The sequence below is a fragment of the Sphingobacterium athyrii genome (assembly GCF_003071065.1).
Lineage (GTDB): Bacteria > Bacteroidota > Bacteroidia > Sphingobacteriales > Sphingobacteriaceae > Sphingobacterium > Sphingobacterium athyrii.
In genome coordinates, this window is sequence record NZ_QCXX01000012.1 from 59256 (window position 1) to 85382 (window position 26127).

At 42.3% G+C, this 26127-nt stretch carries 24 protein-coding genes and 2 tRNA genes; 12 read left to right on the forward strand and 14 right to left on the reverse strand.

The annotated features are described in order from the left end of the window. The first annotated feature begins 45 nt into the window (after positions 1–45). From DCO56_RS28390 to DCO56_RS28405, 4 genes are all read left to right on the forward strand, one after another. Positions 46–1068 carry a LacI family DNA-binding transcriptional regulator gene (locus DCO56_RS28390; protein WP_108637046.1) on the forward strand — a complete coding sequence of 341 codons (1023 nt, stop codon included), beginning with the start codon at positions 46–48 and terminating at the stop codon, positions 1066–1068. A 166-nt stretch (positions 1069–1234) separates the two neighbouring features. Further along, positions 1235–1654: a hypothetical protein gene (locus DCO56_RS28395; RefSeq protein WP_241254937.1), complete on the forward strand. Its 420-nt coding sequence runs from the start codon at positions 1235–1237 to the stop codon at positions 1652–1654. Between the two features lies 1 nt (position 1655). Next, positions 1656–2129, forward strand: coding sequence for a hypothetical protein (locus DCO56_RS28400; protein WP_108637048.1), 474 nt, complete (start codon positions 1656–1658; stop codon positions 2127–2129). A 143-nt stretch (positions 2130–2272) separates the two neighbouring features. Then, positions 2273–3295: a WD40/YVTN/BNR-like repeat-containing protein gene (locus tag DCO56_RS28405; protein WP_108637049.1), complete on the forward strand. Its 1023-nt coding sequence runs from the start codon at positions 2273–2275 to the stop codon at positions 3293–3295. A gap of 85 nt (positions 3296–3380) precedes the next feature. On the opposite strand, the gene DCO56_RS28410 is transcribed toward DCO56_RS28405, so the two are convergent. Then, a complete protein-coding gene (locus DCO56_RS28410) occupies positions 3381–5456 on the reverse strand; it encodes a Na+/H+ antiporter (protein WP_181390704.1) in 2076 nt (691 codons plus the stop codon). 85 nt (positions 5457–5541) lie between these two features. Continuing rightward, positions 5542–6924, reverse strand: a complete 1383-nt coding sequence (gene glmM / locus DCO56_RS28415; RefSeq protein WP_108637050.1) for a phosphoglucosamine mutase — start codon at positions 6922–6924, stop codon at positions 5542–5544. 201 nt (positions 6925–7125) lie between these two features. Between glmM and DCO56_RS28420 the strand changes: the two genes are divergently transcribed. Both DCO56_RS28420 and DCO56_RS28425 read left to right on the forward strand, forming a co-directional pair. Then, positions 7126–7707 (forward strand): phosphatase PAP2 family protein, encoded by a 582-nt coding sequence (locus tag DCO56_RS28420; protein WP_108637051.1) that lies wholly within the window; start codon positions 7126–7128, stop codon positions 7705–7707. After that, complete coding sequence (locus DCO56_RS28425) at positions 7707–8528, forward strand: ZIP family metal transporter (RefSeq protein ID WP_108637052.1); 822 nt, start codon at positions 7707–7709, stop codon at positions 8526–8528. Before DCO56_RS28420 ends, DCO56_RS28425 begins: the two co-directional genes overlap by 1 nt. Here the strand turns inward: DCO56_RS28425 and DCO56_RS28430 are convergent, their stop codons facing one another. Further along, positions 8529–8978, reverse strand: coding sequence for a MarR family winged helix-turn-helix transcriptional regulator (locus DCO56_RS28430; protein WP_108637053.1), 450 nt, complete (start codon positions 8976–8978; stop codon positions 8529–8531). It lies immediately after the preceding gene. A 131-nt stretch (positions 8979–9109) separates the two neighbouring features. On the opposite strand from DCO56_RS28430, the gene DCO56_RS28435 reads away from it, so the two are divergent. The 4 genes from DCO56_RS28435 to DCO56_RS28450 all read left to right on the forward strand — a co-directional run bounded on the left by DCO56_RS28435 (position 9110) and on the right by DCO56_RS28450 (position 13477). After that, positions 9110–9349 (forward strand): FeoA family protein, encoded by a 240-nt coding sequence (locus tag DCO56_RS28435; RefSeq protein WP_108637054.1) that lies wholly within the window; start codon positions 9110–9112, stop codon positions 9347–9349. Next, the gene (gene feoB, locus DCO56_RS28440) at positions 9349–11451 is read left to right on the forward strand and encodes a ferrous iron transport protein B (protein WP_108637055.1); all 2103 of its coding nucleotides are present in this window, start codon (positions 9349–9351) and stop codon (positions 11449–11451) included. Before DCO56_RS28435 ends, feoB begins: the two co-directional genes overlap by 1 nt. A gap of 59 nt (positions 11452–11510) precedes the next feature. Then, entirely contained in the window at positions 11511–11675 is a 165-nt protein-coding gene (locus DCO56_RS28445) for a FeoB-associated Cys-rich membrane protein (protein WP_108637056.1), read from the forward strand. 374 nt (positions 11676–12049) lie between these two features. Beyond that, entirely contained in the window at positions 12050–13477 is a 1428-nt protein-coding gene (locus DCO56_RS28450) for an amino acid permease (protein ID WP_108637057.1), read from the forward strand. 94 nt (positions 13478–13571) lie between these two features. Here the strand turns inward: DCO56_RS28450 and DCO56_RS28455 are convergent, their stop codons facing one another. From DCO56_RS28455 to mnmA, 3 genes are all read right to left on the reverse strand, one after another. Continuing rightward, positions 13572–14636 (reverse strand): PA0069 family radical SAM protein, encoded by a 1065-nt coding sequence (locus tag DCO56_RS28455; RefSeq protein WP_108637058.1) that lies wholly within the window; start codon positions 14634–14636, stop codon positions 13572–13574. Positions 14637–14696: 60 nt separating this feature from the next. Continuing rightward, positions 14697–15767, reverse strand: coding sequence for a S41 family peptidase (locus DCO56_RS28460; protein ID WP_108637059.1), 1071 nt, complete (start codon positions 15765–15767; stop codon positions 14697–14699). A gap of 548 nt (positions 15768–16315) precedes the next feature. Continuing rightward, on the reverse strand, positions 16316–17407 hold the full coding sequence (mnmA, locus tag DCO56_RS28465) for a tRNA 2-thiouridine(34) synthase MnmA (protein ID WP_046672147.1): 1092 nt from the start codon (positions 17405–17407) through the stop codon (positions 16316–16318). Positions 17408–17595: 188 nt separating this feature from the next. Between mnmA and DCO56_RS28470 the strand changes: the two genes are divergently transcribed. Further along, positions 17596–17668: transfer RNA gene (locus tag DCO56_RS28470), tRNA-Phe, on the forward strand. A 42-nt stretch (positions 17669–17710) separates the two neighbouring features. Next, positions 17711–17783 (forward strand) — tRNA-Phe (locus DCO56_RS28475). Between the two features lie 39 nt (positions 17784–17822). Here the strand turns inward: DCO56_RS28475 and DCO56_RS28480 are convergent. The 8 genes from DCO56_RS28480 to fucP all read right to left on the reverse strand — a co-directional run bounded on the left by DCO56_RS28480 (position 17823) and on the right by fucP (position 26097). Continuing rightward, positions 17823–18611: an L-fucose dehydrogenase gene (locus DCO56_RS28480; protein ID WP_108637060.1), complete on the reverse strand. Its 789-nt coding sequence runs from the start codon at positions 18609–18611 to the stop codon at positions 17823–17825. Between the two features lie 180 nt (positions 18612–18791). Beyond that, positions 18792–19619 (reverse strand): amidohydrolase family protein, encoded by an 828-nt coding sequence (locus tag DCO56_RS28485; protein WP_108637061.1) that lies wholly within the window; start codon positions 19617–19619, stop codon positions 18792–18794. A 25-nt stretch (positions 19620–19644) separates the two neighbouring features. After that, positions 19645–20502, reverse strand: a complete 858-nt coding sequence (locus tag DCO56_RS28490) for a fumarylacetoacetate hydrolase family protein (protein ID WP_104383188.1) — start codon at positions 20500–20502, stop codon at positions 19645–19647. Positions 20503–20539: 37 nt separating this feature from the next. Beyond that, positions 20540–21304: an SDR family NAD(P)-dependent oxidoreductase gene (locus DCO56_RS28495; RefSeq protein WP_108637062.1), complete on the reverse strand. Its 765-nt coding sequence runs from the start codon at positions 21302–21304 to the stop codon at positions 20540–20542. 2 nt (positions 21305–21306) lie between these two features. Beyond that, positions 21307–22620, reverse strand: a complete 1314-nt coding sequence (locus DCO56_RS28500) for an alpha-L-fucosidase (protein ID WP_108637063.1) — start codon at positions 22618–22620, stop codon at positions 21307–21309. 19 nt (positions 22621–22639) lie between these two features. Next, entirely contained in the window at positions 22640–24298 is a 1659-nt protein-coding gene (locus DCO56_RS28505) for a UxaA family hydrolase (protein WP_108637064.1), read from the reverse strand. Positions 24299–24301: 3 nt separating this feature from the next. Continuing rightward, entirely contained in the window at positions 24302–24634 is a 333-nt protein-coding gene (locus tag DCO56_RS28510; protein ID WP_108637065.1) for an L-rhamnose mutarotase, read from the reverse strand. Between the two features lie 197 nt (positions 24635–24831). Beyond that, on the reverse strand, positions 24832–26097 hold the full coding sequence (fucP, locus tag DCO56_RS28515) for an L-fucose:H+ symporter permease (RefSeq protein WP_108637066.1): 1266 nt from the start codon (positions 26095–26097) through the stop codon (positions 24832–24834). Positions 26098–26127 lie beyond the last annotated feature (30 nt).

Below are 26127 nucleotides of genomic sequence, written 5' to 3' on the forward strand. Positions count from 1 at the left end.
TTCTGAATTTTCCAAAATATTCAATAAAATTATTTACTTTGGGGCGTGAATAAAAAAACAACGATTTATGATATTGCCCGGGCGCTTGGAATCACGGTTTCAACGGTTTCCCGTGCCTTGAATAACGTACCTACCATCAGTGAGGCTACACGGCAGCTGGTTCTGGCAAAGGCCAAAGAACTGAATTACAGTGTCAATAAAATTGCGTCTTCGCTCTCTTCGGGCAAGTCCAATACCATCGGCGTTATCGTGCCGACGATGCAAATCCACTTTTTTGCAGAAGCTGTTCACAGTATTGAAAAAGAATTAAAGAAACACAACTATAGCCTATTGCTCTATCAGTCAAACGAATCCTATACGGATGAAGTAAATGGTGTAAAAACCTTACTGGAAGCACAGGTAGACGGAATCATTGCTTCCCTCTCCCTAGAGACACAGGATATTGCACATTTTCAGGAAGTCATCAAACAAGGCAAATGCCTGATCATCTTTGACCGTACACATCAGGACATTGCCGCCCCTGTCGTCAAGCTAAACGACTTTGAGGCGGGTTATCTTGCGGCTAAACATCTGATCGAACAGGGCTATAAAAAAATTGGTTTTATCACCACAAACAAAGAAATCGCTATTTTTCAGGATCGTTTCAGCGGTTTTGAAGCAGCGTTGAAGGAAGCGGACCTTCCCCAACTCGATGAACTTATTGTAAAGGGCGAACTATCTATCGAGGCGGGGATAAAAGGCACAGAGCAGATTTTGAAATCTTCCGTTAAACCGGATGCCATCATTGGCGGGGATGACTTTACTGCTGTCGGGATTATTCAGGCGCTTAAAACTGCACAGATAAATATCCCCGAAACTGGTGTGATCGGTTTCGCAAATCAGACCTTCTCTTCGTTTATCACACCGACCCTGTCCAGTATCGATCAACAGGCCAACAAAATGGGGGAAGAATGTGCCAAGCTCTTTTTACAAATGGTCAAACAAAAGGATCCTTATGAAGATATCCAGCAGGTTGTCCTCGATCCAATCCTGATAAAAAGAAAATCTACCTGCAGAATAGACAAATAATTAATAACTTTGCCGAAATTTGAAATAAATGCAAGCCCGGCAGAAGTTTAGAATTCTAAGTATTTGCTTACTATTTGTTATCCAGGCACTCTTTCTAGTAGCCATCTTTGTTGAAAACACCAGTTCATATATTGTCCTGTCTTTCATCGGATTACTCTCTTTATTCATGTTATATAGCTACTTTAAGTCGCCTATACATCATCATATACATGAATATGAGTCGATCAAAATAGCAGTATGGGTGCCCGTAGGTGCTATTGCCTCCTATTATTTTAATCAGATTTTTGGCCTTGGCCCAGTGATGGGTGCTGCACTGACAGGAACATTGGCATCATTTATCCCCAATATCAATAAAAAGTCCGGTTATCTCCCCCACCTCCCTGCCGCCGTCTATTGTGGTGCCTTTGTCGGCATGTCCAGCGCGCAGGTTGCCCACGGTTTTTCTTTTATCCTGACCGCGAGTGTTTTTACCGCCATCTTTCTGGTCATTTCAAAAAGCCTGCTGAATGGGATCGGTGGCAAATTGGGAACATTGGCTTTTCTTGGTGTTTCGATGACCTATTTACTGCTTTATCTTTTCAAATAACATGGAAACATTCATTCTCTATCTTGTCGGAATTATCGGAAGTACAGCAACATACTATGTCAATACCCGATACAAACAGGGGGCTGTCCGTTCCTCCGCCTTATTGACTTTGATCGTGTCCGGTTTTCTCTATTTTTTTCCACAGCTATTGTCCAGCTATCTCACACAGTATATTCCAGCCGTATTTATCGGTGCATCTTTTATCGGAATGGTGTCCAAAACGCAGTTGTCCACTTATTTCGGGCTCTCTTTGGCCGGCGTAATCTTCACCACCATCCTGCTCAATACCAGCAAGTTCTTTAATGGATATGGCGGCGCATTGGGGACATCGGCCTGTATATCGCTGCTTGTAGTATTGAGTATCCCCTATTTTAAATCACCTAGAAAAATGACGGTCGGTTTTCTGCAGTTGCGCAAAACAATCTTAAAAAAAGGGCGCAGGAGAAAAAGAAGAGGTACAGATTTATCGAAATAATATAGGTAGATTTACTGTTACAACGCGAGCGGAATTATGCAATAATACCATCGAATTTAACGCAAATAAACCGTATGGCAATGATATAACTGAATTTAATGTAATTATAGGGCTGAATTTACTGCAATAACTAGTATAACCACATGAAACCATTCTTATTTTTCTTCCTCATTCAGGTCTTTCTGACCGAAACACTATCCGCACAAAAAAACACGATTCAGTTGCTGAACCAAGAACGCAACAGTAGTTACCGTGGACTAAGCGTAGTTGACGATCAGACGCTCTGGGTCAGCGGAAACAATGGAACAGTCGGATTAAGTACGGATGCAGGAAAAAACTGGCAATGGATCAACCCCATAGGCTACGAAAAAATCGACTTTAGGGATATTGAAGCTTTTGATGAAAATGAGGCACTGATTATCTCCGCCGGTTCCCCGGCCTTGATCCTGCGCACCACTGATGCCGGCAGAAGCTGGAAAGAGGTTTTTAAAGATACACGACCTGAAATATTTTATGATGGCTTTGCTTTTACACCTAAAGGTGTTGGTATCGCTTTTGGTGACGCCATCAACGGGAAGATGCCTTTATTGAAAACGACAGATTTTGGACAGACCTGGCAGGATATATCCTCCAATCTAAGCTATACCATTTTCGAAGGTGAGGCTGGTTTTGCCGCCAGCGGTACCTCTATCTTTAGTCTGCCGACGGGGAATTTCTGGATCGCAACAGGCGGAACGGTTTCCAATATTTACACGAGCAGTGATCAGGGGGACACCTGGCAGCGTTACAGTTGCCCCATCACGCAAGGGCAAAATAGCAGTGGGCCATTTTCCATAGCATTTCATTCACCCAAAAAAGGCATCGTCGTCGGTGGAGATTACCGGAATGACAAGAATACGGAAAAGGCCTGTTTTCTGAGTCATGATGGCGGTAAAACCTGGCATCCGTCCCGTCAGCCCCTATCAGGCTTTAAGTCAGCGGTGATTTATCTTTCAAGCAAAAAGCTTATTTGCACCGGAACATCAGGCACAGACCTGTCGGATGATCAGGGAAAAACATGGCATACCATTTCCCGGGAAAGCTACAATGCGGTGCAAAAAGCAAAAAAAGGGAAAGCTGTTTTTCTGGTTGGGGATAAAGGAAAAATAGCAAGGCTGGTCCAATAGGTCAACCTTGCTATTTTTTGAGCTTCCCAGCTTTTGGTGCCGGATGCTACGAAAAGAATTGACGTCTTTTCTCCGGGTAATCGTCTTATCTGCGTGACAGCCGCGACTCTTCCAGATCCAGCGAATACTCCAGTTCTTTGATCACATCGCTATCATATTCTTTGCTCTCTTTCATCTTCGCTAATCCATCGCGACGCAAAGCCAGAATTTCCAGCATAATTTTGTTATATAATCCCCGTACAGCTGAGAGTTGCGCACGGGTATCTTCTTCCTTAGCACGTTCAGAAGCATTTACGCTTCTGATAAGCTGCTCTTTGACCCGTGCAATGGTTTCATATTCCATCATTTCTTTGGCATAATGCTTATCCAGATAAGCTATCGAATCCCTACCGAGCTTAACACGGATCTCATCAATTTGTTCTTCCACGGATACCTGTTCGTCGACCTCATCAATTTTTATTAGCTTAATTAACAGCGGCAAGGTAAGTCCCTGAAACACCAAGGTCACTAGAATAACGACAAAAGTGATAAACAAAATAAGATTACGGTGCGGAAAAGCTGTTCCGTCATATAATGTCATGGGAATGGCCAAGGCCGAGGCAAGTGAAACAACACCTCTCATACCGGCCCAACCGACTACCAAAGGCAGTTTCCAGCCCGGACCTTTTTCTTTGACACGCACCCGCTTGAACAATAGACGCGGCACATAGGCTGAGAGATAAACCGCTACCAAGCGCAGGACGATGACAATAACACAGATTGCCAAGGCGTAATCTATGGCTTCTTCCATCGAGTACTCACCCAATCCGTTGATGATCACGGGAAGTTCAAGCCCGATCAGGATAAAAACAAAACCATTCAATAGAAAACCTATTGTCGCCCAAACCTCCTTGGTCTGGATACGGGTATGATAGTTCAGATAATCACCTGCACGGAAGGAAAGGAATAATCCGCCACTGACCACTGCCAGAACGCCCGACCATTCAAAATGCTCCGCAACAATATACATCAGGTATGGGGCAATCAAGGTGATCGGAGTTGATATGCTGGAGGATTTGGCCACGTAACGCAAAAAGAAATACAAGATATGGCCGATCACCAGACCAACAACGACCCCCATCACGGACAGAACAAGAAATTGTGTTGTTGCCGTACCCATGGCAAATTGACCTGTTAAAATAGCGATGGACGCAAAACGAAACACCGTCAGAGAGGCCGCATCGTTGACCAGGCTCTCCCCTTCCAGAATGGCAATCCCCCGTTTGGGTATACTGATCCCCTTTAACACCGAACTCGCAGCGACGGCATCTGGTGGTGATATAATTCCACCCAGCAGAAAACCCAAGGCTAAGGTGAAGCCCGGGATAATGCTGACCGAAAAATAAGCGATTGCCAAGGATGTGAAAAAGACCAGGCCAAAGCCCATGATAAAAATAGATCGGCGCCATTTCAAAAAGTTTCCCCAATTCGTATACCAGGCAGCCTCAAATAACAATGGCGGTAAAAATACCAAAAAGACAATATCCGGATCTATGCTAATGACCGGTGCTCCGGGAATAAGGGAAATACCTAAGCCGCCAATAACCAACAGGATGGGATAGGATATCTTTAAGCGCTGACTGAGGACAAACAGCATCGCCATAAAGAAAAATAGCACCATCACCAGCAGCAGATTGTTGTGTATAGTATGTCCCTGCTTTCCTCCTAAGGCAGATTTAACATCTTCATAAGGCGCCAGCATCGCGATATTATACTGCCTGATCTTCCAATCGTTGTCTATTTTGCTCACTACGCCGGTACCACGAAAGTACTTCGTATTTATCTTAAAGGTTTCATCAAACCAGGCCGTTGTACTATCGCCATTAAAATGCACATATCTGTTTTGATAGGTATAATTCCAGGCATATTTCGGGTTAAAATACTGTTCAGAGAATTTATCACTATGGTTCTTATCCCAACGTTCCTGTCGGTCTGCCCCCAATATAACCGCATCTGCCGCAAGTGAATTGATAAAAGGGCCAAACTTCGCTTCGCCCGAAGATTTATGCCAGGCATCCAGGGTAGCATTGATCGCGTTGACAGGCTCCTGAGCCTTAGACGAAACGGCAAGTAAAAACAGGCTTAAAAAACAATAAATCGCTATATAGGTCTTTTTAATCATAAATTATGAAAACGTGTTTTTATTTTGTGGAAATATATTTCCATGTAGATCATAAAACAAAAAGCTGCATCTGCAGCTTTTTGTTTTATTTAATTATTTCTTCGATCTCGCGAATGATCTTTTGAGCAATCTGCTCAGCAGCTTCGGGGCTAGGGCCTTCAGAGTAGATCCGAATGATTGGCTCGGTATTGGATTTACGTAAGTGCACCCATTCATTTTCAAAATCTATTTTCAGACCATCAATAGTGCTGTGCTCTTCATTTTTATACTTTTCTTCCATTTTCGCCAATAGATTGTCGATATCCAGTTCCGGGGTCAACGTGATCTTATTTTTAGACATAAAATATTGCGGTAATGAGGCACGGTATGCTGAAGCTTTCTTGCCCAGTTTTGCCAAATGTGTCAGGAAAATGGCCACACCTACCAAAGCGTCACGACCATAGTGCGAAGCCGGATAGATAACACCACCATTACCTTCACCACCGATTACGGCATCCACCTCTTTCATTTTGGTGACCACATTGACTTCACCGACTGCAGCAGCATAATATTCACCGCCATGTGCTTTGGTCACATCACGCAAAGCACGTGTAGAAGATAAATTAGATACCGTGTTTCCTTTTTTATGCTGCAGAAGGTAATCTGCCACGGCAACAAGTGTATATTCTTCACCGAATAGCTCGCCATCTTCCATCATAAATACCAGACGATCCACATCCGGATCGACAGCAATGCCCAAATCAGCTTTATTTTCGATGACAGCAGCAGATAAATCTGTCAAATGTTCTTTTAAGGGTTCCGGATTATGCGGGAAATTACCATTGGGCTCACAGTGAATTTTATAAATTGTCTGTACCCCCAATGCATCCAACAAGGCCGGAATAAATGTTCCCCCCGTACTGTTCACCGCATCCAAAGCAACTTTAAAGTTGGCTGCTTTGATCGCCTCTTTATCAACATATTCCAAGGCCAATACAGCGTCAACATGTTTTTGTAAGTATGAATAGTCTTTGTGCACCGATCCGAGTTCTTCGACGGCAGAAAAATCAAAGTCCAGGGATTCTCCAAGTGCCAATACTTCCTGACCTTCCGCATCCGATATAAATTCGCCTTTTGCATTTAACAGTTTAAGCGCATTCCATTGTCCCGGATTATGCGAAGCTGTCAGGATAATACCGCCAGCGGCTTTTTCCAAGGGAACAGCAATCTCGACTGTAGGAGTCGTCGATAATCCCAAATCAATCACATCGACACCGATACTCTGCAGGGTACCGATAACCAGATTACTGACCATTTCGCCTGAAACACGGGCATCTCTTCCGACTACAATTTTCTTTATGCCACTTTGTTTTACAATGATCGTTCCGTATGCAGCTGTAAATTTAACAATATCTATTGGCGTAAGTCCTTCTCCTGCACGACCGCCTATCGTACCACGTATTCCTGAGATTGATTTAATTAAAGTCATTTCCTTTGAATTGATTAACGTGTAAATTTAGCATTATGCCAATAAAATCTCGAATTAAAATTATAATTATTGAATTTTTAACGTATCTTTGTTGCAACAAAGTTGTTTTTAAAAGAAACAATCGTTTGCAATGAAATTATTTTTACTTTTGAAAAGCGAGTTTTTAAAAGTTTGGGAATTTCATTGTAATCAACAACATTTATGATTCAACAATTAGTACACATCGATCAAGAGATTTTTCTTGCCATCAACCAGGGCCTGAGTAACCCCGTGTTCGATTGGCTGTTGCCTATATTGCGTAATCCATACACTTGGGCTCCTTTATATCTTTTTCTGATCATTTTTTTCATCAAAACGTATGGAAAAACAGGTATACTGATTGTAGCGATGACCTTGATTACCTTTGGTATATCCGATGGTATTTCATCTCACTTGATCAAAAAGAATGTTAAGAGAATCAGGCCCTGCAATGATGTGGAGTTTAAGGAGAATGTCAATATCCGGGTACGCTGTGGCTCTGGATTTAGTTTTACCTCCTCTCATGCGGCCAATCACTTTTCCTTGGCTTTCTTTTGGATCGTGCTATTCCGCAGAAGATGGAAATATGTCCTATGGCTCTGTATTGCCTGGGCATTTCTGATTTCGGTCTCGCAAATCTATGTTGGTGTCCATTACCCCTTTGACATACTCTGTGGCTCCGCGCTGGGAATCCTGGTTGGATTGGCTACAGGTTACCTGTTTAAGCGGTTCGTACCTAGCTTTTTTAAAACTGAACAAGTATAATGAATTCAATTTTATTGATTTTAATTTTATTCATACCTGCATTTGCAAGTGGAATCGCTGTTTTTTTCGTCCAGAAAAAAGGGACAAATTTTCTAAAATTGATCCTTTCTTTTAGTGGGGCTTACCTATTTTCCATTACGGTACTGCATTTAATTCCGCATGTTTATCAGTCAACGAATACTTCCCCCGAGGTATTGGGCATCTATGTACTCGGTGGCTTTTTGTTCCAGTTATTCCTTGAGCAATTTTCCCAGGGGATTGAACACGGACACATCCATACGGAGCATGAGCATGGACATCATAGCCATCGTTTTCCGATCGGTATTATGTTTAGCTTATGCCTTCATGCTTTCTTGGAGGGAATGCCATTGGCGGCAACACATCAGACCGAACTCGCGTTAGGGATTTCGATCCATCACATTCCGGCAGCGTTTGCCTTAGGCAGTATTCTCATCAGTACGCACCTGAAAAAAAATACCATTATCATCACGCTTGCGCTATTTGCAGCGATGACGCCATTTGGATTTCTATTGAGTAAGGCCATCAGTGCTGGCGAAGTCGGTGATATACAGCAGTATTTTGATAAGATTATGGCTGTTGTCATCGGTATATTTCTACATATATCCACGACCATATTGTTTGAATCCGGATCTATAGACCATCACAAATTCAACAAGAAAAAGATGATTGCGGTGATTGCCGGCGTGGCCATTGCCCTGGCAAGCTTTGCTTTCGTTGGCGAACACGATCATGCACATGGCCATGGAGAAAGCCACCAAGAAGAACGGCATGATCATGATCATCATGACCATGCACATTAATTAGCCCCTTAATTTGTCTAATAAAGCACTGAGCTGGATGGCTTCTTTTTCACTGATCCTATTGGGTAGAATATCCGTCATCAGCATAGGCTCCTCAAGATTTTCAAGAATCTTCAGGCCCTTATCGGTGATGAACAGATCAACAGCACGTTTATCACCACCGGATTGACAGCGGGATACGAGTCCTTTGGTGACCATGCGATCCATCATCCGGGAAATATCTGGCGTGTTGCTCAGCATTCTTGATTTGATCAGGTTATTGGTGGCCGGTTTTGGGTATTGACCTCGTAGGATACGTAAGACATTAAATTGTTTCAAAGTGATCCCCTCTTTGCCTGCCCTTTGTTCAAGTTCATTATTGAGCCAATTGTACGTGTATAGGATGTTTACGGTACATCGATGCCATTCATTGCTGAATTTGCTTACTTTGATTTCCTGCTCGATTTTCATTTTGGTTGATAATTAATCCCTTTTTAATCGTAAAGATAGCTGTTTTTTACGCTAAATACATAACTATGACATTAGAATCATTCTAAATGGTAGAAAATCTGTATATTTGGAGGATACAAAAAAATAGGTAGATGCGTGATAAAAGCAGCTTAGATAAGCTAAAAAAAGGGGAAAAAGCGGTGATTATTGATTTTGATTCGCACGATATTCCAGCTAAATTTTTCGAATTAGGCTTTGTGCCCGGTACTGAAGTAGAAGTGAAACATATCGCACCGCTCGACGGTCCTATATGTTTAAATATTATTGCTAATAACGCCTTGATTGCCATTCGCAAATCAGAAGCTAAAGTCATCCTTATTGATCAGAAATAATGAATAACCCGATTATTGCACTTTTGGGTAATCCAAACGTGGGTAAAACTTCCCTTTTTAACCGGATTACAAAATTAAACCAGAAAGTAGGAAACTATCCCGGTATCACCGTAGAAAAACGTGAGGGCCAGGTAAAAGCCAACAATAAGACCTATCGCATCATTGACCTTCCGGGAACCTATACCTTGTTCCCCAGTTCAATGGATGAAGAAGTCGTCTTCAATACCCTGGTCAATAAAGAAAACAGCTTTAGACCAAATCTCGTTGTCGTCGTTGCCGAACCGACCAACCTGAAAAGATCCATCATCCTTTATCAGCAAGCGCGCGAACTCGGGCTGCCGGCCATCTTTGTGATCAATATGATCGATGAAGCCAAAGAAAAAGGAATCAGCATAGATATCGCAAAACTTGAACAGTTACTCAACACAAAAGTATACGAAACGAATGCACGCACTGGACAGGGCATCGATCAGCTGATCAAAAGCTTTGATGCGGTACCACCGATGTATATCAGCAAATTCCAGTTGCCGACAATAGCAAATGAAGCTTTGGAAGAAACCAAAAGGCTGTTTCCGTTGGATACAGAATACCATACCTGGCAATATTTGGCTAAAGGTGAAGTTTCGTTTCTCTCCAAAGAAAAAAACCAGGCTATTCAGCAAATTCGTGACAAACATGAGTTAAAAGCCGAGAAACTACAAAAAGAAGAAGCCATCCTACGGAGCAAATCCTTGGATCATAGCTTATCCGAAATTTATACCAAGGACGATGCATCCAACAAAAATAAGACAAATGCCATTGATAGGATACTACTTCATCCGATCTTCGGTTACCTGATTTTCTTTGGTATTCTTTTCCTGATTTTTCAGGCAATCTACACCTGGTCAGGACCAGCCATGGACTTTATTGATGGACTTTTTGGTGATCTTGCGGCTTATACGCAGACCACGCTTCCCGCAGGTCCACTCACGGATCTGTTAAGCAATGGTATTATCAAGGGTATTGGTGGTATCGTCATCTTTATTCCACAGATTGTTATTCTGTATATTTTCATTTCCATTATGGAAGAAACGGGCTATATGAGCCGTGTTGTTTTCCTGATGGATCGTTGGCTCAGACCTTTTGGACTAAATGGAAAATCCGTCATTCCGCTGATCTCGGGCGTTGCCTGTGCGGTACCGGCCGTCATGTCGGCACGTAATATCGAAAATGCCAAGGAACGACTGGTCACGATACTGGTCACACCGTTCATGACTTGTTCTGCCCGCCTCCCTATCTACATCGTATTGATCGGACTGGTAATCCCGGATACCAAATATGCTGGATTTCAATTGCAGGGTATGGTTTTATTTGTCATGTATCTCCTGGGAATATTTGCCGCATTGTTTTCAGCGATACTCTTGACCAAAATCATTAAATCCAAACACAAGTCTTTTTTAATATTTGAGCTTCCGACCTATAAGTCTCCGGACTGGAAAAACGTCGCTCTGAATGTGTGGGAGAAAACGGCAAGTTTTGTCTTCGGCGCCGGTAAGATTATCTTGGCGATTTCCGTTATCCTTTGGGCATTGGGCAGCTTTGGTCCAAATGACAAATTCGCCAAAGCGGAAGAATATGTGACACAAAGCAATCCTAACCTCACGGGCGAGGACCTCGACCATGAGATCTCTTCTTACCGACTGGAGCACTCCTTCCTTGGCTATCTTGGCATGGCAATTGAACCTGTAGTGGAGCCCCTGGGCTATGACTGGAAAATGGGAATCGGTTTGATCTCTTCATTTGCGGCAAGGGAAGTTTTTGTGGGAACAATGGCAACCGTGTATAGTCTTGGTGACGAAGTGGATATTGAAGATGAAGCTACGAAGACTACAGTATTAAGCAAAATGCGGAGCGAAATTAACCGTAACACGGGCTTACCAGCCTATAATTTTGCTTCAGGCATATCGCTGCTTTTATTCTATGCTTTTGCCATGCAATGTATGAGTACAATAGCAGCCGTGAAACGGGAAACCGGATCTTGGAAATGGACATTAATTCAAGTTGGTTTTATGACAGGCCTGGCTTATTTCAGTGCCTTGATTGCCTATCAGCTTTTAAAATAAATTAACGCGTTGTGCGAGTGCCATCATTTGGACGTTCACAACCTTAAAAATTAAAGATCATGGATAATTTAACAGTACAGTATCTCATCGTTGGAGTTTTGGTATTAGCGGCTGTATGGTATGTCGTTGGAAATGTCCGCAAATCACTGAAAGGTAAATCAAGTTGCTCCAAAGGTTGCGGATGCAGCTGCGGAACAGTGGAAAAACCTCAAAAAGCAAATTAATTTATCTTTTACTGTATCATTTGCAAACAAAATTTCGTTCTAAGGTAGAGTGGCCAAAAATCACACTAGCTACGAACAAAAGAAACGCTACCATTCTCATGGTAGCGTTTTGCATTAAATATCATGTTATTCAGCAACATAAATCAAGATTACTTACCAGTTTAACAAAAAGGGATGCCTAAGGTGCATAAAATACCTAAGGGTTTTATTAACTTTATGCGCTTAGGTCAAAATATCATGGTAACAACATGAATAATTTGTGGTACTTTGCGGCTAAGTTGCTGTGCATCATGATTCCGCGCTGGACAGCAGCGATATAACCGTTGAAGACCAGACCGGCCAACACTAAATAAGTAACCGTATTAACCATACAGATGGAGAAACAGGATAACAAGGATTCGAAACAATTAAAAAGGGGACTACAAAATAGACATATTCAGCTGATCGCTCTCGGCGGTGCCATTGGAACAGGATTGTTTCTGGGAATCGGAAAAGCAGCGACACTGGCAGGACCGGCAGTGATACTCGGTTACGCATTTGCTGGAATAATTGCCTTTTTCATTATGCGCCAGTTGGGAGAAATGGTAGTTGAGGAACCCGTTTCGGGGAGCTTTAGTTACTTCGCGAATAAATACTGGGGATCTTTTGCCGGCTATGCTTCCGGCTGGAACTACTGGGTGCTTTATATTTTAGTGAGCATGGCTGAGTTAACCGCTATCGGTGTATATGTCCAGTTCTGGTGGCCAGAAATCCCATTATGGGGATCGAGTTTATTTTTCTTCTTCGCTATCAATGCCCTGAACCTTGCTTCTGTAAAAATTTATGGCGAGACCGAATTTTGGTTTTCGATCATCAAGGTTGTGGCTATTATTGCCATGATTGTATTTGGAGTCTATCTCTTGGTCAGTGGCACCGGTGGCGAGCAGGCGAGCCTGAGTAACCTGACATCTCATGGCGGCTTCTTCCCGAAAGGCTGGTTTAACCAGACCGGAGACGGAAGTTATGAAGGATTGCTATCGGCCTTGGCACTGATCATGTTTTCCTTTGGCGGACTAGAATTGGTCGGCATCACCGCAGCGGAAGCCGAACACCCTGAAAAAAATATCCCAAAAGCCACCAATCAGGTCATCTATCGGATCCTAATCTTTTACGTCGGTGCGCTAATTATCCTATTTTCGCTCACCCCGTGGACAAATATCACAGCCGATACCAGCCCCTTTGTTCTGGTCTTTGACAAGCTCAATGGTTTTGAGTTTAGCCTATTTGGAAAAACATTCCAGTTCACAAAAATTATAGCCAACGCACTCAACCTGATTGTTCTTACTGCGGCCTTATCGGTGTATAACAGTAGTGTATATAGTAATAGCAGAATGCTCTACGGTCTCGCTGAGCAGGGTAACGCCCCTAAGTTTTTATCCAAACTCAACAAAAACCACGCACCTATCAATGCTATTCTAGTTTCGGCGGTGTTTGCCGCAATCTGTGTTTTCATCAATTATGTCGCTCCAAAAAATGCATTGGAGATCCTGATGTCGCTGGTCGTATCTTCACTGATTATCAACTGGGTAATGATTTCAATTACACATTTGTATTTTAGAAAAAATAAACTCGATGTACATGTTCAAACGAAATTCCCTTCGTTTCTCTATCCATTGAGCAATTACATCTGTCTGATCTTTCTGATTGCTGTACTGGGCATTATGTGGATAACAGGCATGAAACTGCCGGTTGAACTGATTCCCGTCTGGCTCGTATTATTATATCTCAGCTATGTATTGATCAAAAGAAAAAATAAGGATTAAAAGTCAATTTTAGCGGTTTCATCATTTCAGAAGCCAACGATCTCCGTTCGAAATTAAGGTCCCGATTGTTTTAGAAATCGGGACCTTTATTCTGTTAAAATAAGCCCAGTTGCGTACCTGCATCCGGTAAGCGGAAAAGATCTTTTCGCAAGGAAGGCAAGGTGCCATTCCCCATATATTTTTTGACCGACAATTTAAACAGATGCTGCAGGCTCTCGGCCATATTGCCATCCCCTTTTATCCGTCGTCCGAAATCAGTGTCATTAATCTTTCCTCCGTGACAAGCCTCGATCCAATGCAATACCTTTTCAGCACGATCCGGATAATTCTGATACAACCAATCTTTAAAGATGCCACCGATCTGTCCGTTAAGCCTTACGATGGTATAAGACGCTGTAATTGCTCCTGCATCTGCTCCCGAACGGATCAAATCTGAAATCTCATCGCTATTGATTCCCGGAACGATGGGTGCCATCATTAGCATTACCGGTACACCTATCCCAGTCAATCCCTCGATCAGTTTTAACCGCGCTGACGCTGTAGCGGTCCTGGGTTCCATCTTCTGCCGTACCTCTTCACGTAGCGAATTAATGGTCACTGCAACGGATACCAGATTCAGTGCTGCAAGTTCGCGCAAGAGATCAAAATCTCTTCGCATCAATACATTCTTGCTGATAATGGAAACGGGATTCCTGTATTTAAGCATCAATTCTAAAAGCGAACGTGTGATCCCCAATTTTCTCTCAATAGGTTGATAGCAATCCGTATTGCCGGATAACATAATCAAATCAGGCTGATAGCTCGACTTGCGAAACTCATGTTCCAGGAGCTGCGCCGCATTATGCTTGACCAGAATTTTACGCTCAAAATCCAGTCCCGCACTAAAGCCCCAGTATTCATGCGAATTGCGGGCATAGCAGTAAATACAACCATGCTCGCAGCCCTGATAAGGATTTATAGACCTTTCAAAGCGCAGGTCTGGACTATTGGATTTGGAGATAATGGACTTCGGATGCGTCGGAATAAACTGTGTTTTTTCGGCCCCAAGAAATTCCTCGTCCAACCCTTCAATGTGCTCCTGCACATACTGGTTAGAAAAAAATTTGTTATTGGGATTGATCTGTGCCCCCCTGCCCTTAAAATATTCTGACGGATTCATAATTTAAAATTACTAAAATTATTAGTAATATTCAAACTAAAAAATAAGTGCTGGAATTTATCAGTTGACGCTATGAGGTAAATATTGACCCTCCATCCATTTAATCGCGGCTTTTATCTTTTCATCATCTTTCAATGACGGGAAATTATCTCCGCCTAAAATATGAATATCAGGAACAAATTTGTCCCCATATACTTGGTTATTATTATCCCTGGCATAGCCTGCAGAATACGTAAAGGAAACTCCGTCCGAAAGGTGATGAAGATCTGTCATTGTAAGATAGCCAGCGGTAGGTTCACCTATAAATTTTGCATCTTTAATCTTTCTCAAGGCAACTGCTGTCTGTTCTCCGGCGCTACCTGTTATCGGCCCTGTAATCACAACAATCTTTTTCCCTTTAAAGGAACAGCTGTGCAGCGATGTACTTACCTGTTTTGTGTTGTTAATATAAATACTGCCGTTAACAAGTCTAATTTGCTCATCTTTCGAACCAGTATTTGTTATACTAAAAAGATTCCCATCGCCTAGCAAAGGTATTAAAGCGCCCAAGTCTATCCAGAGAGTTCCACCCATGCATAACCTTAAATCTACTATGAGGCCTTTTAAATCATAATTACTCAGCGAGCATAGTGAATCCTGTAACTGCTGCGCCATTTGTGACACACGTGTTACTGCAATTAAACTATCCTTAGATTCCTCGAGCGTGAGCTGTGAGGAAGGAAGTGAAAAATACCCATATTTATGATCAATAACAGCGGTTCGGAATGCATAATTTTCATTAAAAGCATATTGATATAAAATAGAGTCCGAAGTTGAGTGCTCATCATTTCGAGAAGATCTGACTGATTTTGTTTTAGTCATAAATATCCCATGCTTGTCACCTAATTCAGTATACAATCTTCGAATTGCCGGAAGAGCCTGTTCGACAGGATCCAGCACAGTACGGTCTAGCGTTTCGGAAGTAGTTATCTTTATACGATTCCAATTCACGCGGTTTTTATAAATTGATTTTGCCTCTAAAACACGAATGACCGAATCCAATATCGTATTCTGCTGTCCAAAAACGCTAGTTGTAGGACTGAAAATCATTAAGATTGCGAGTAAATATAGATTTCTTAAAATTGGCTTCATGGATTTAATAAGTCATTTCCTTACATCCAACGGATATACGTCCAAAAAACAATGATCTCAACGAAAAATACAATTTTATTTTCTACTGCACAAGTAAATGTAGTAGAAAATCCCCCCACTCATTAACATCTTATCGGAGCTTAGAACACTAAAAAACATTTTTAGCATTGATGATTTGAGTTTCGGTATTTTGGTTCATTTTCAAATAGTTCTTGATCTTCCATAATTGCTCAAATAAAAAGCAATTATGGCCGATTATTGCTTTTTATTTGAGCAATAAATTAAAGTTCCCATGATCACAATTTTCAACGCGCTTAAAATGCTAAAAAACAATTATGGATACAGCCTAGCCCACTTTTCCATATTCCAGATATAGATAAGATGGAGCTGCTTCAATTACCCGTTGAAGATGTCTATGAAATAGTCCTTTATGAAAATAGCTTAGCTCTATTGTCTACCAGAGATTGGATCGAACAAATAAAAATCCCTATACTGTAGCTACAGTATAGGGATTAGAATTCTTATGCTGAATTTTGGATCAGTTTTTACTATTTCATTAAGAAACCACCTCCTAAGAGATCATTTCCTTCGTAGAATACAGCCGACTGTCCGGGCGCGATACCTTTTACATTATGCACAAAATCTATACGTACTTTATCGCCCTCTTGTGAGATTGTCGACAAAGCACCGGAGTCTTTATAACGTACTTTCGAAATAGCTTCCATCGGTTGGTCAAGACCTGCATATTTCACGAAGTTTACATTCCGGACGTAAGCGTGTGACTTTTCAAGTTCATGCTCCTCTCCCAATACCACGGTATTACTTTCAGGAAGAATTTCGATCACAAACATGGGTTTACCCAAAGCAATGCCCAAACCTTTACGTTGACCGATGGTAAAATATGGGTAGCCAATATGCTTACCAACAACTGTTCCGTCTGAAAGGATAAAATTGCCCGGACCGATCTGTTGATCCAATGTAGGCACTTTATGTCTCAGAAACGCGCGGTAGTCGTTATCCGGCACAAAGCAGATCTCGTAGCTTTCCGATTTATTGGCAAGTTCCTTCTGTCCCATGTCAAGCGCCATCTGACGGATTTCCTTTTTCGTGAAGGAGCCCAATGGGAACTGTGTACGCGCTAGGTTTTCCTGCGATACTCCCCATAGGACGTAGGATTGATCCTTATTTTCATCCTTACCCTTTGATATCACATAACGGCCATTATCGTGCATACGGATATTGGCATAGTGGCCCGTAGCGATAAATTCACAATCCAGTTTATCGGCACGTTTCATCAAAGCTTCCCATTTAATGTGGGTATTACAAAGAACACAAGGATTGGGTGTACGCCCAGCAATATATTCCTCTACAAAATTATCAATTACAAAGTCTCCAAACTCATCGCGTATATCTAATATATAATGAGGGAAACCATAGTTTACGGCTAATGTACGAGCGTCGTTGATACTGTCGAGGCTACAACATCCCGTCTCCTTAGATGAACCACCCGCGGACGCATAATCCCAAGTCTTCATCGTAATACCTATGACCTCATATCCTTGTTCGTGGAGCATGACAGAAGCAACGGAGCTATCGACCCCTCCACTCATTGCAACTAAAACTCTTCCTCTTTTACTCATCGCTATTTATTGAAATGCAAAGATACAGCTTATTCCTTTTTCTCTATGTTAGTTTCTTGTAATTTTATCTCAATCAAAATCAACACTTTCGAAAAAAGAGGAAAAATAATCCACATAAAAATTTTAGAATTCAAATTATCACACTATATTTGCATCGCAATAGGGGAACAAACCCATAGCAAAAAAGCGGTGCCATAGCTCAGCTGGTAGAGCAAAGGACTGAAAATCCTTGTGTCCCTGGTTCGAACCCAGGTGGCACCACGCTTCAATCTGATGATCACAGATTTAAATAAAAGGTCAACTGGTGCCATAGCTCAGCTGGTAGAGCAAAGGACTGAAAATCCTTGTGTCCCTGGTTCGAACCCAGGTGGCACCACAAAAAAAGCTTGTTCAAATGAACAAGCTTTTTTTGTTGCTACTCCGCGATAATCGAACGATCTAAATGAACATAACCGCCATCAACGTGGATCAATTGTCCCGTCGTATGGCTTGACTTATCAGACAGTAAGAATACGGTGGTATCCGCAATTTCTTCTGCTGTTGTCATACGGTGTTCTAAAGGAATACGATCTGTGATCTTTTTCAAAGTTTCCGCTGGATTTGACAAAGTTTGTATCCAGGTATCGTATTGTGGCGTTGCGCATTCGGCAACAATAATCGCATTTACACGGATGGAATAAGGCAACAGTTCTACCGCCCATTCACGTGTCAGCGCATTCCGTCCACCATTGGAAGCGGCATAGGCCGAAGTATTGCCCTGTCCGGTTTCTCCTGTTTTGGAAGAAATATTGACGATACTACCTTTAGATGCTTTCAGGGCGTCGAGGGCGTGATGCGCCATTAAATAATAATGGATCAGGTTTTTATGGAGTGAGGCTACAAATTTTTCGTAATTACCAGAAGCTAAGCCTACCCCATCATTTTGTCCTGCATTATTCACTAAACCATCGATACGACCATAGACCTCCAGTGTCTTTTGTACTGCTTTTTCACAATCTTCAGGTTTGGACAATTCAGCTTCGATACACAAAGCATCAATCCCAAACTGTTTCACCTCTTCCCTGACTTTCTCGTTGTCGGCCTGCTTACGTCCAACAATGACAGGAATAGCCTGCTCCCTGGCCAAAGCATGCACAACAGCACGTCCGATCCCCTTCGCGCCCCCCGTAACAATAACAACTTTATCTTTTAAATGAAGATCCATAATAATTTTATTGAATTGTGTGTTTCATTGATGCCTCCAACCTGTCCGCATCCATGAATTCGTTTCACTGGTTATTGATTAAAACCTATGTCGACAACCTCGCGTTATTTATTCCCGCTATTTGGCTGTCTTAAAAAATCAGTATGCATTCTTTCCCTTTCATGCATACTGATTTCTTTCTTATAAATTATATACACGTATAGCATTCTCAGCCCAAAACGCCTTTTTTTCCGATGCTGTAAAGCTGCCCAGTTTATCCTCCACAATTGCGATACTTTCTTCATAGGAAGCTGCTAGGAGACATACCGGCCAGTCTGAACCATACATAATGCGGTCCTTTCCAAAACGTTGAAAAATATGTTCGATATATTGTGTAAAATCATCCAATTTCCATCCTGACCAATCTGCTTCCGTTGCCAGTCCGGACACTTTACATACGACATTTGGAAAGGCAGCAAGCTTATCGATAAACGCGGCCCAGTCATCAAACTCTTTTGATTTAATGGGCGGTTTGGCGATATGATCCAGCACAAACTGCAGGTTTGGATTCTGCTGTACACATTGCAATGTAGCCGCGTAATGACGTGGACGGATCAATAAATCGTAGGTGTAACCAAAAGCGGCCAGCGCTTTCAACCCGTTCAATACAGCGGGCCGAATCAAAAAATCTGGATCCAACTCCCCCTCAACGACATGACGGAAACCCTTGATTACCGGTAATTCTTTATAGCTGATCAGCTGTTGCTCAATGTCTTCGGCCTGAAGGTCGATCCAACCGACAACACCTTTGATAAAGGGGTAACTTTTGGATAGCTGCACCAGGTAGTTTGTCTCCGCGTCAGACTGATCGGCCTGAACGGCCACACTACCTGCGAATCCATTTCGCTCCAAAACAAACTGCATATCCAAGGGCGTAAAATCCCGTTGGATGACCTGCATTTCGTCGGTAATCCAACTGTCTCTAACGGGATCGTATTGCCAAAAATGCTGATGGGTATCTATACGCATAATAAAACCTAAAATGTTAGCTAAATTAATTTTTGGAATAAGCAACCACTGTCTGACGCGACTCGCCGAGGCCATCTGCTCCCAATTCGATCACATCACCTGCTTTTAAATAAATTGGAGGATTGAAACCAAGGCCTACACCAGCTGGTGTTCCCGTTGAAATCACGTCACCCGGCAATAGCGTCATAAATTTGGAGACGTAGGATACAACATGGGCAATCGAAAAAATTAAATCTTTGGTATTTCCATCCTGATAGGTTTTTCCGTTCACTTTCAACCAGATGCGCACATTATTGATATCCTTGATCTCTTCTTTGGTGGCCATAAAAGGGCCCATCGGAGCGAAGGTATCACAACCTTTTCCTTTATCCCAGGTGCCACCACGTTCCAACTGATACTCGCGCTCAGAGACATCATTGTGCAAGACATAACCCGCCACATAATCCAGCGCTTCATGTTCTTCCACATAAGAAGCTTTTTTACCGATCACAATACAGAACTCCACTTCCCAGTCTGTCTTTACAGAATCTTTAGGAATCATCACATTGTCGTATGGTCCTATTAAAGAAGTCGTGGATTTCATAAAAATAATAGGTTCAGCAGGAATTGGGGCATTGGTTTCCTTTGCATGATCCATATAGTTCAATCCGATGCAGACAATTTTGGACGGACGGGCAAAAGGTGCTCCGATACGTTCTTCCTGAGGTATTTCAATAAGCTTACCTGCATTTGCCTTGACGAATTCTTCCAAACGAGCCAAGCCGTCTTCTGCAAAGAACTGCTCATTGTAATCACCACCAAATGCACTTACATCGTAATTTACACCGTCAATCTGAACTCCGATTTTCTCTTTGCCGAAGGCTCCAAAACGTATTAATTTCATAGTTTTATAGATTTGAGATTTGTCTAGTATCTAATATTTAATTATTCAATTTAATAAAACCGCCATCAATAGGATAATCATTGCCGGTAATAAAACCCGCATCATCACTACAAAGGAAAAGTGCCAATTTAGCAATTTCTTCCGGTTGTGCCATACGGCCTATCGGTTGGCTTGCAGACAACTTTTCAAACATTTCCTCTTCTTTACCGGGATAGTTCTTCGCTATAAATCCATCCACAAAAGGGGTGTGTACGCGGGCTGGCGAGATACTGTTGCACCGGATGCCATAAGCCATATAATCACGTGCTACAGACATGGACATCGCATAGATCGCACCTTTACTCATGGAATAGGCAAAACGATCTGTAATCCCAACCCATGCCGCAATTGAAGCCAGATTAAGGATAGCCCCTGCCCCCTGCGCCTTCATGATTGGTACAATTGCATATAATGCATTGTATGCGCCCTTCACATTCACATTAAAAATGCGTTCGAAGTCTTCGGATTTGCAGTTTTCTAAATTGCCAACGTGAGCAATACCAGCATTATTCACTAAAATATCAATTTTTCCGATATTTTGGGCTATCGTGCCAATTTCTTGTTGATCGGTTACGTTACAACGATTGAACACAGCCTGTCCTCCTAGAGCCAAAATTTCTTCCACTACAGCATGCCCACCTTCCTCATTTAAATCCAAAATATGGACTTTCGCTCCTTCCTTAGCAAATTGCACACTGATCGCACGGCCAATTCCACTACCACCGCCTGTAATAACAGCTACTTTTTGTTCTAATTTTCCCATTGTTATTTAATTGTTAGTGTTAAAACTAGATCCGCCTCATCATTTGATGTGGGCAAATCCAATCGTAAACTATGATCTATATTACTGAATTTAATATCCTTATTTCCGATAAATGTCTTTACTTTCGTCACCTCATAAGGAAGTTTTGCAATAACTAATTCTTTTTTTCCCGGTTTAAGGACATGCAGAAACACTTGATTTCCTTTTCGCGTCAATGCATAATCATCCGTAGGTGCTATTCCCCCTGCTTCGGTTCCGTAAATGGTTTCACCGTATACAGCCAACCATTTTCCGAGCTCTTTTAAGCGATCTTGTTGATAGTCCTGAATCTCGCCATTCGGCATCGGTCCCACGTTCAGTAACAGGTTTGAGCCATGTCCGGCCGCTTTAACCAAGTAAGTCAAAACCTCTCTGAACGATTTACGTGTCCTATCTTTTAGTTCAAAACCCCAAGATCCAGCAATTGTACCGCATACCTCTTTGGGCAATTTGCCGACATCATGTGCGCTTGTTCCAAATCCGGTGGTATTCTCCCCCGGCAGGTCACGTTCAAACATCTGAAAGTCTTCCCCTTCAAAAGGAGCCAGATGATGATTATTTCCCACCAAACATTGGGGCTGTAATTTGTGGATCAATTCATAAATTTCGCTTAGATGCCAATCCTCCTTTGGTTTGTCCCAATGACCATCAAACCAGATTCCGTCAATTTGCCCATATTGCGTAAGGAGCTCGGTCAACTGGCTTTTCATAAACTGCACATAATGATTCCAATCGCCTTTTGTGGAGTCACGCCCTGCAATGCCACTACCTGTTTTACCTGCTGGCAAATAATCATTCCGATGCCAATCCAGTAGCGAATAGTAAAACATGACTTTGATTCCCTCGGAACGACATGCTTTAACAAGTTCCTTCACGATATCGCGCTTGAACGGTGACTTTTTCACAATATTATAATCCGAAGTCTGACTATCCCACATCGAAAAGCCGTCATGGTGTCTGGTTGTGAAAGTAATGTACTTGGCACCCGATTGCTTAAATAATTTTGCCCATTGTTTTGCATCAAAAGAAATGGGATTAAAAAATTTAGGCAGCAATGCATACTCATCCAGACTGATGTTCTGATTGTTCATGACCCATTCGCCATCCCCCAACACGCTATATACCCCCCAATGAATAAAGACCCCGAATCGAGATTGTTCAAACCACTCCCTATTTTTTTGGTTTTCAGGGCTTGGCTGGTAATGTTGCTGGCTATAGCTATAGGAAATGGATCCAATGAGCAAGGCCAGGCTGCAGATGACATGTTTTAATTTCATTATGTTTGATTTTGGTTATTTACAGAGAAACGCCCCTTCGCCAAGGAATAAAATCATCCTGTCCCAACAAGACTGCTTTAGGTTTAATTTCACCTGAAGCAACTTCAATCACATAATCAAGGATGCGATGCGCAGCCTGTTCAATGCTCTCCGTACCTTCGATAATGGTACCGCAATTGAGATCTATGATATCCGGCATCTTTTCAAAAGTTTTTGTATTGGTCGATAGTTTTACCACAGGTGTAATCGGGTTTCCAGTCGGCGTACCCAAACCTGTCGTAAATAGGACAATATTAGCTCCCGCAGCAACCTCTGCTGTAGTACTCTCGACATCATTACCCGGTGTACATAGTAGGTTTAGCCCTGCACCATTAGCAAGTTCGGGATAATCAATCACGGCCGCTACCGGTGAGGTACCCCCTTTTTTTGCTGCTCCTGCAGACTTGATCGCATCCGTAATCAGGCCATCACGGATATTGCCCGGAGATGGATTCATATAGAAGCCCGAACCATCTGCCTCCGCCTTAGCGTTATAGGTCCGCATTAAGCTCATAAATTTCTCCGCAGTAGGTTCATCCACACAACGGTCACTAAGTTCCTGCTCCACACCACATAGTTCCGGAAATTCAGCTAAAATGACCGAACCGCCCAAAGTTACCAGAATATCGGAAACAAAACCCAGTGCCGGATTGGCAGAAATGCCTGAGAACCCATCTGAGCCACCACATTCCAAGCCTATACATAGTTTATCCAATGTGGCTGGCTTGCGCTCATTTTTATCCGCCTGCATCATACCCGCAAAGGTCGCTTTGATCGCCTTTTGCATCAGTTCTTTCTCCGTACCCTCTTTTTGCTGTTCAAAGATATATAACGGCCGGTCGAATCCCGGATTTCTTTTCTCGATTTCAGCCTTTAAAATGGAGGCTTGCGCATGTTGACAACCTAAACTCAATACAGTCGCTCCCGCAACGTTTGGATGGGTTATATAACCGGCAAGCAAACCACATAAAGCATCAGAATCCATACGCGTACCACCACAGCCCATTTCATGATTCAGAAACTTGATACCATCAACGTTTTTAAATAAGCGTTCTTGTTCATTTGAAGCTGGATTGGCCAATAAGTCCTGCCCGAGAATCTGGTTCACATCTGCTCCGGATTTGTATAGATTTATTAAGTCTTCTACTTCGGCGATATAATTATTGGCTTTCACTTTATAGCCCAGTTTTTCTTCGAAAGCCGCTTTAAGCGTCAGAACATTCCGGTTTTCGCAAAATACCAATGGAATGACCAACCAATAATTCGCTGTCCCCACCGTACCATTCGATCGGTGAAACCCATTGAATGTTTTGTCTTTAAATGCAGTGACATCCGGTTTGATCCAAGCGGTCTTGCGGTCTCCCATTCTAAAATCTTCGGATGCGTGACGTAGATTTTCTGTTGTAATCAATTCACCGGCACTTAAATCCGCATTCAGTTTACCGACCAAAACACCGTACATCAATATTTCGGCATCTCGCTTCATTGGTTGAATGGTAAACTTATGTTTGGCCGCAACGGCTTGTTTCAAAGTGAACTCGTTGCCTTCGAAAACAATTGTCGTTCCTTCGGCCAAGTCCTGTAAAGCAACCAGGACATTATCCATCGGATGGATCTGTAAATAGCGCTGTATGGCCATAATTTAAACTAATTCAAATATTTTATTCATCATTACCCATTTCTCACCGGGTTTGGCTCCCGGGATCGCAGCCTGATATTTCCACATCAGTTGCTCCCACTCCTGTACCTTTTCATTGGCCGCATCCATAGCTGCTTTCTTTTCAAATGAAAAATCCGCACCAACTTCCATGTTCATAAATAGTCTATTCTCAAAACGATAGATCTCCATCTGCGTTACGCCAGCATCCAAGATCGATTGCTTGATCTCTGGCCACACCGCACGGTGATAGTCCTCGTACTCTTTGATCAATTGTGGATCATTGACAAGATCCAATGCCATGACATATTTTTTCATCTGTATATATTTGTTTTTTTTCGTGATGAAGCGATCAGATTTATTCGTCGAGTGTATGTTTTAAGCGGCATTCATAATTTTCCTTAGTTGTATTCATGAACTCTTTTACGCATTAAATTCGTACGCTAAGGTATTCATGACTCACTTCGTTCGGTTCACTCGCTCTGAATAAATCAGGATGATTTCATTGCTCTTTATTAATGTGATTTAAGATTTTCTGTTTCGGCAATACGCACGTTCCTATTTTGAAAGGCAAAGACTAATACCACTATAAAACAGACTAAAGGCACAAAATAACCGTATTGAAAATGGCCTGTTTTATCCGATATCAAACCCAAAAGCGGCGGCAATAAGGCCCCGCCTACAATAGACATAACGATTAAGCTGGAGGCAGATTTAGTATCTGCGCCAATGCCTTGTACACCAAAGGCAAAGATGGTCGGGAACATAATGGACATAAAAAATGCGATTCCGATCAAGGCATATAATGTTTGTACCCCCGTTCCAAAAATAACGAACAGCGATAACACGATCGTCACAAACGAGTAGATGATCAACAACTTGGACGCAGACACAAAACGCATAAAGAAAGTACCGATAAATCGACCCAACATAAATGCCAGTCCGGCAAAACCAGCGTAGTCTGCCCCATCTTTACCTGATATTCCCGCTACTTCGGTCGCATATAATACCAGAAAGCTTAAAATACAGACCTGCGCACCAACATAAAAAAACTGTGCAATAACAGCCCATCTTACATTTTTGTGTTTCAACGCGTGAAAAAAGCCAGCTTTACCCTCTTCCTCATCATCCTTGATATCCGGTAATTTGGTAAAGAAAAATAAAGCTGCGATCAATAAGATCAAGACCCCCAAAACAAGGTAAGGCATTTTTACGGAAGCAGTTTCCGACTGAATATAAGCCATTTTTGCCTGTTCAGCCATTTGCGCAAGTTCTTCCTGCGATTTGGGTTCGTGCGACAAAATAAATTTCCCGCCGAATATAGGTGCCAAAAAGGCTGCAAGTCCATTGAATGACTGTGCAAAATTTAACCTTTGAGCCGAGGTTGAAGGGTCACCAAGTATCGCCACATAGGGATTGGCAGCGGTCTCTAAGATCGTCAAGCCACAGGCAACAACAAATAGCGCACCCAAAAAGAAAACATAACTGATCGTGTTCGCTGCCGGAACAAATAAAAAGCAGCCCAAAGCAAAAAATAGCAATCCGATCAGAATGCCGGCCTTATAACCATAACGCTTCATAATAATTCCCGCTGGAATCGCCATCACAAAATAGGCGATAAATACCGCTGAGTCAACCAGAGATGCCTGGAAATGCGATAAACTAAAAGCATTCCGCAAATGTGGAATCAAGATCGGATCAAGGTTATGGATAAATCCCCAAAAGAAGAACAAGGAGGTCACCAAAATCAAGGCAAATGTGTAACTCTTTTTGTTAGTCATATATTCAAATGGTTATAAGTAGTTATTTTA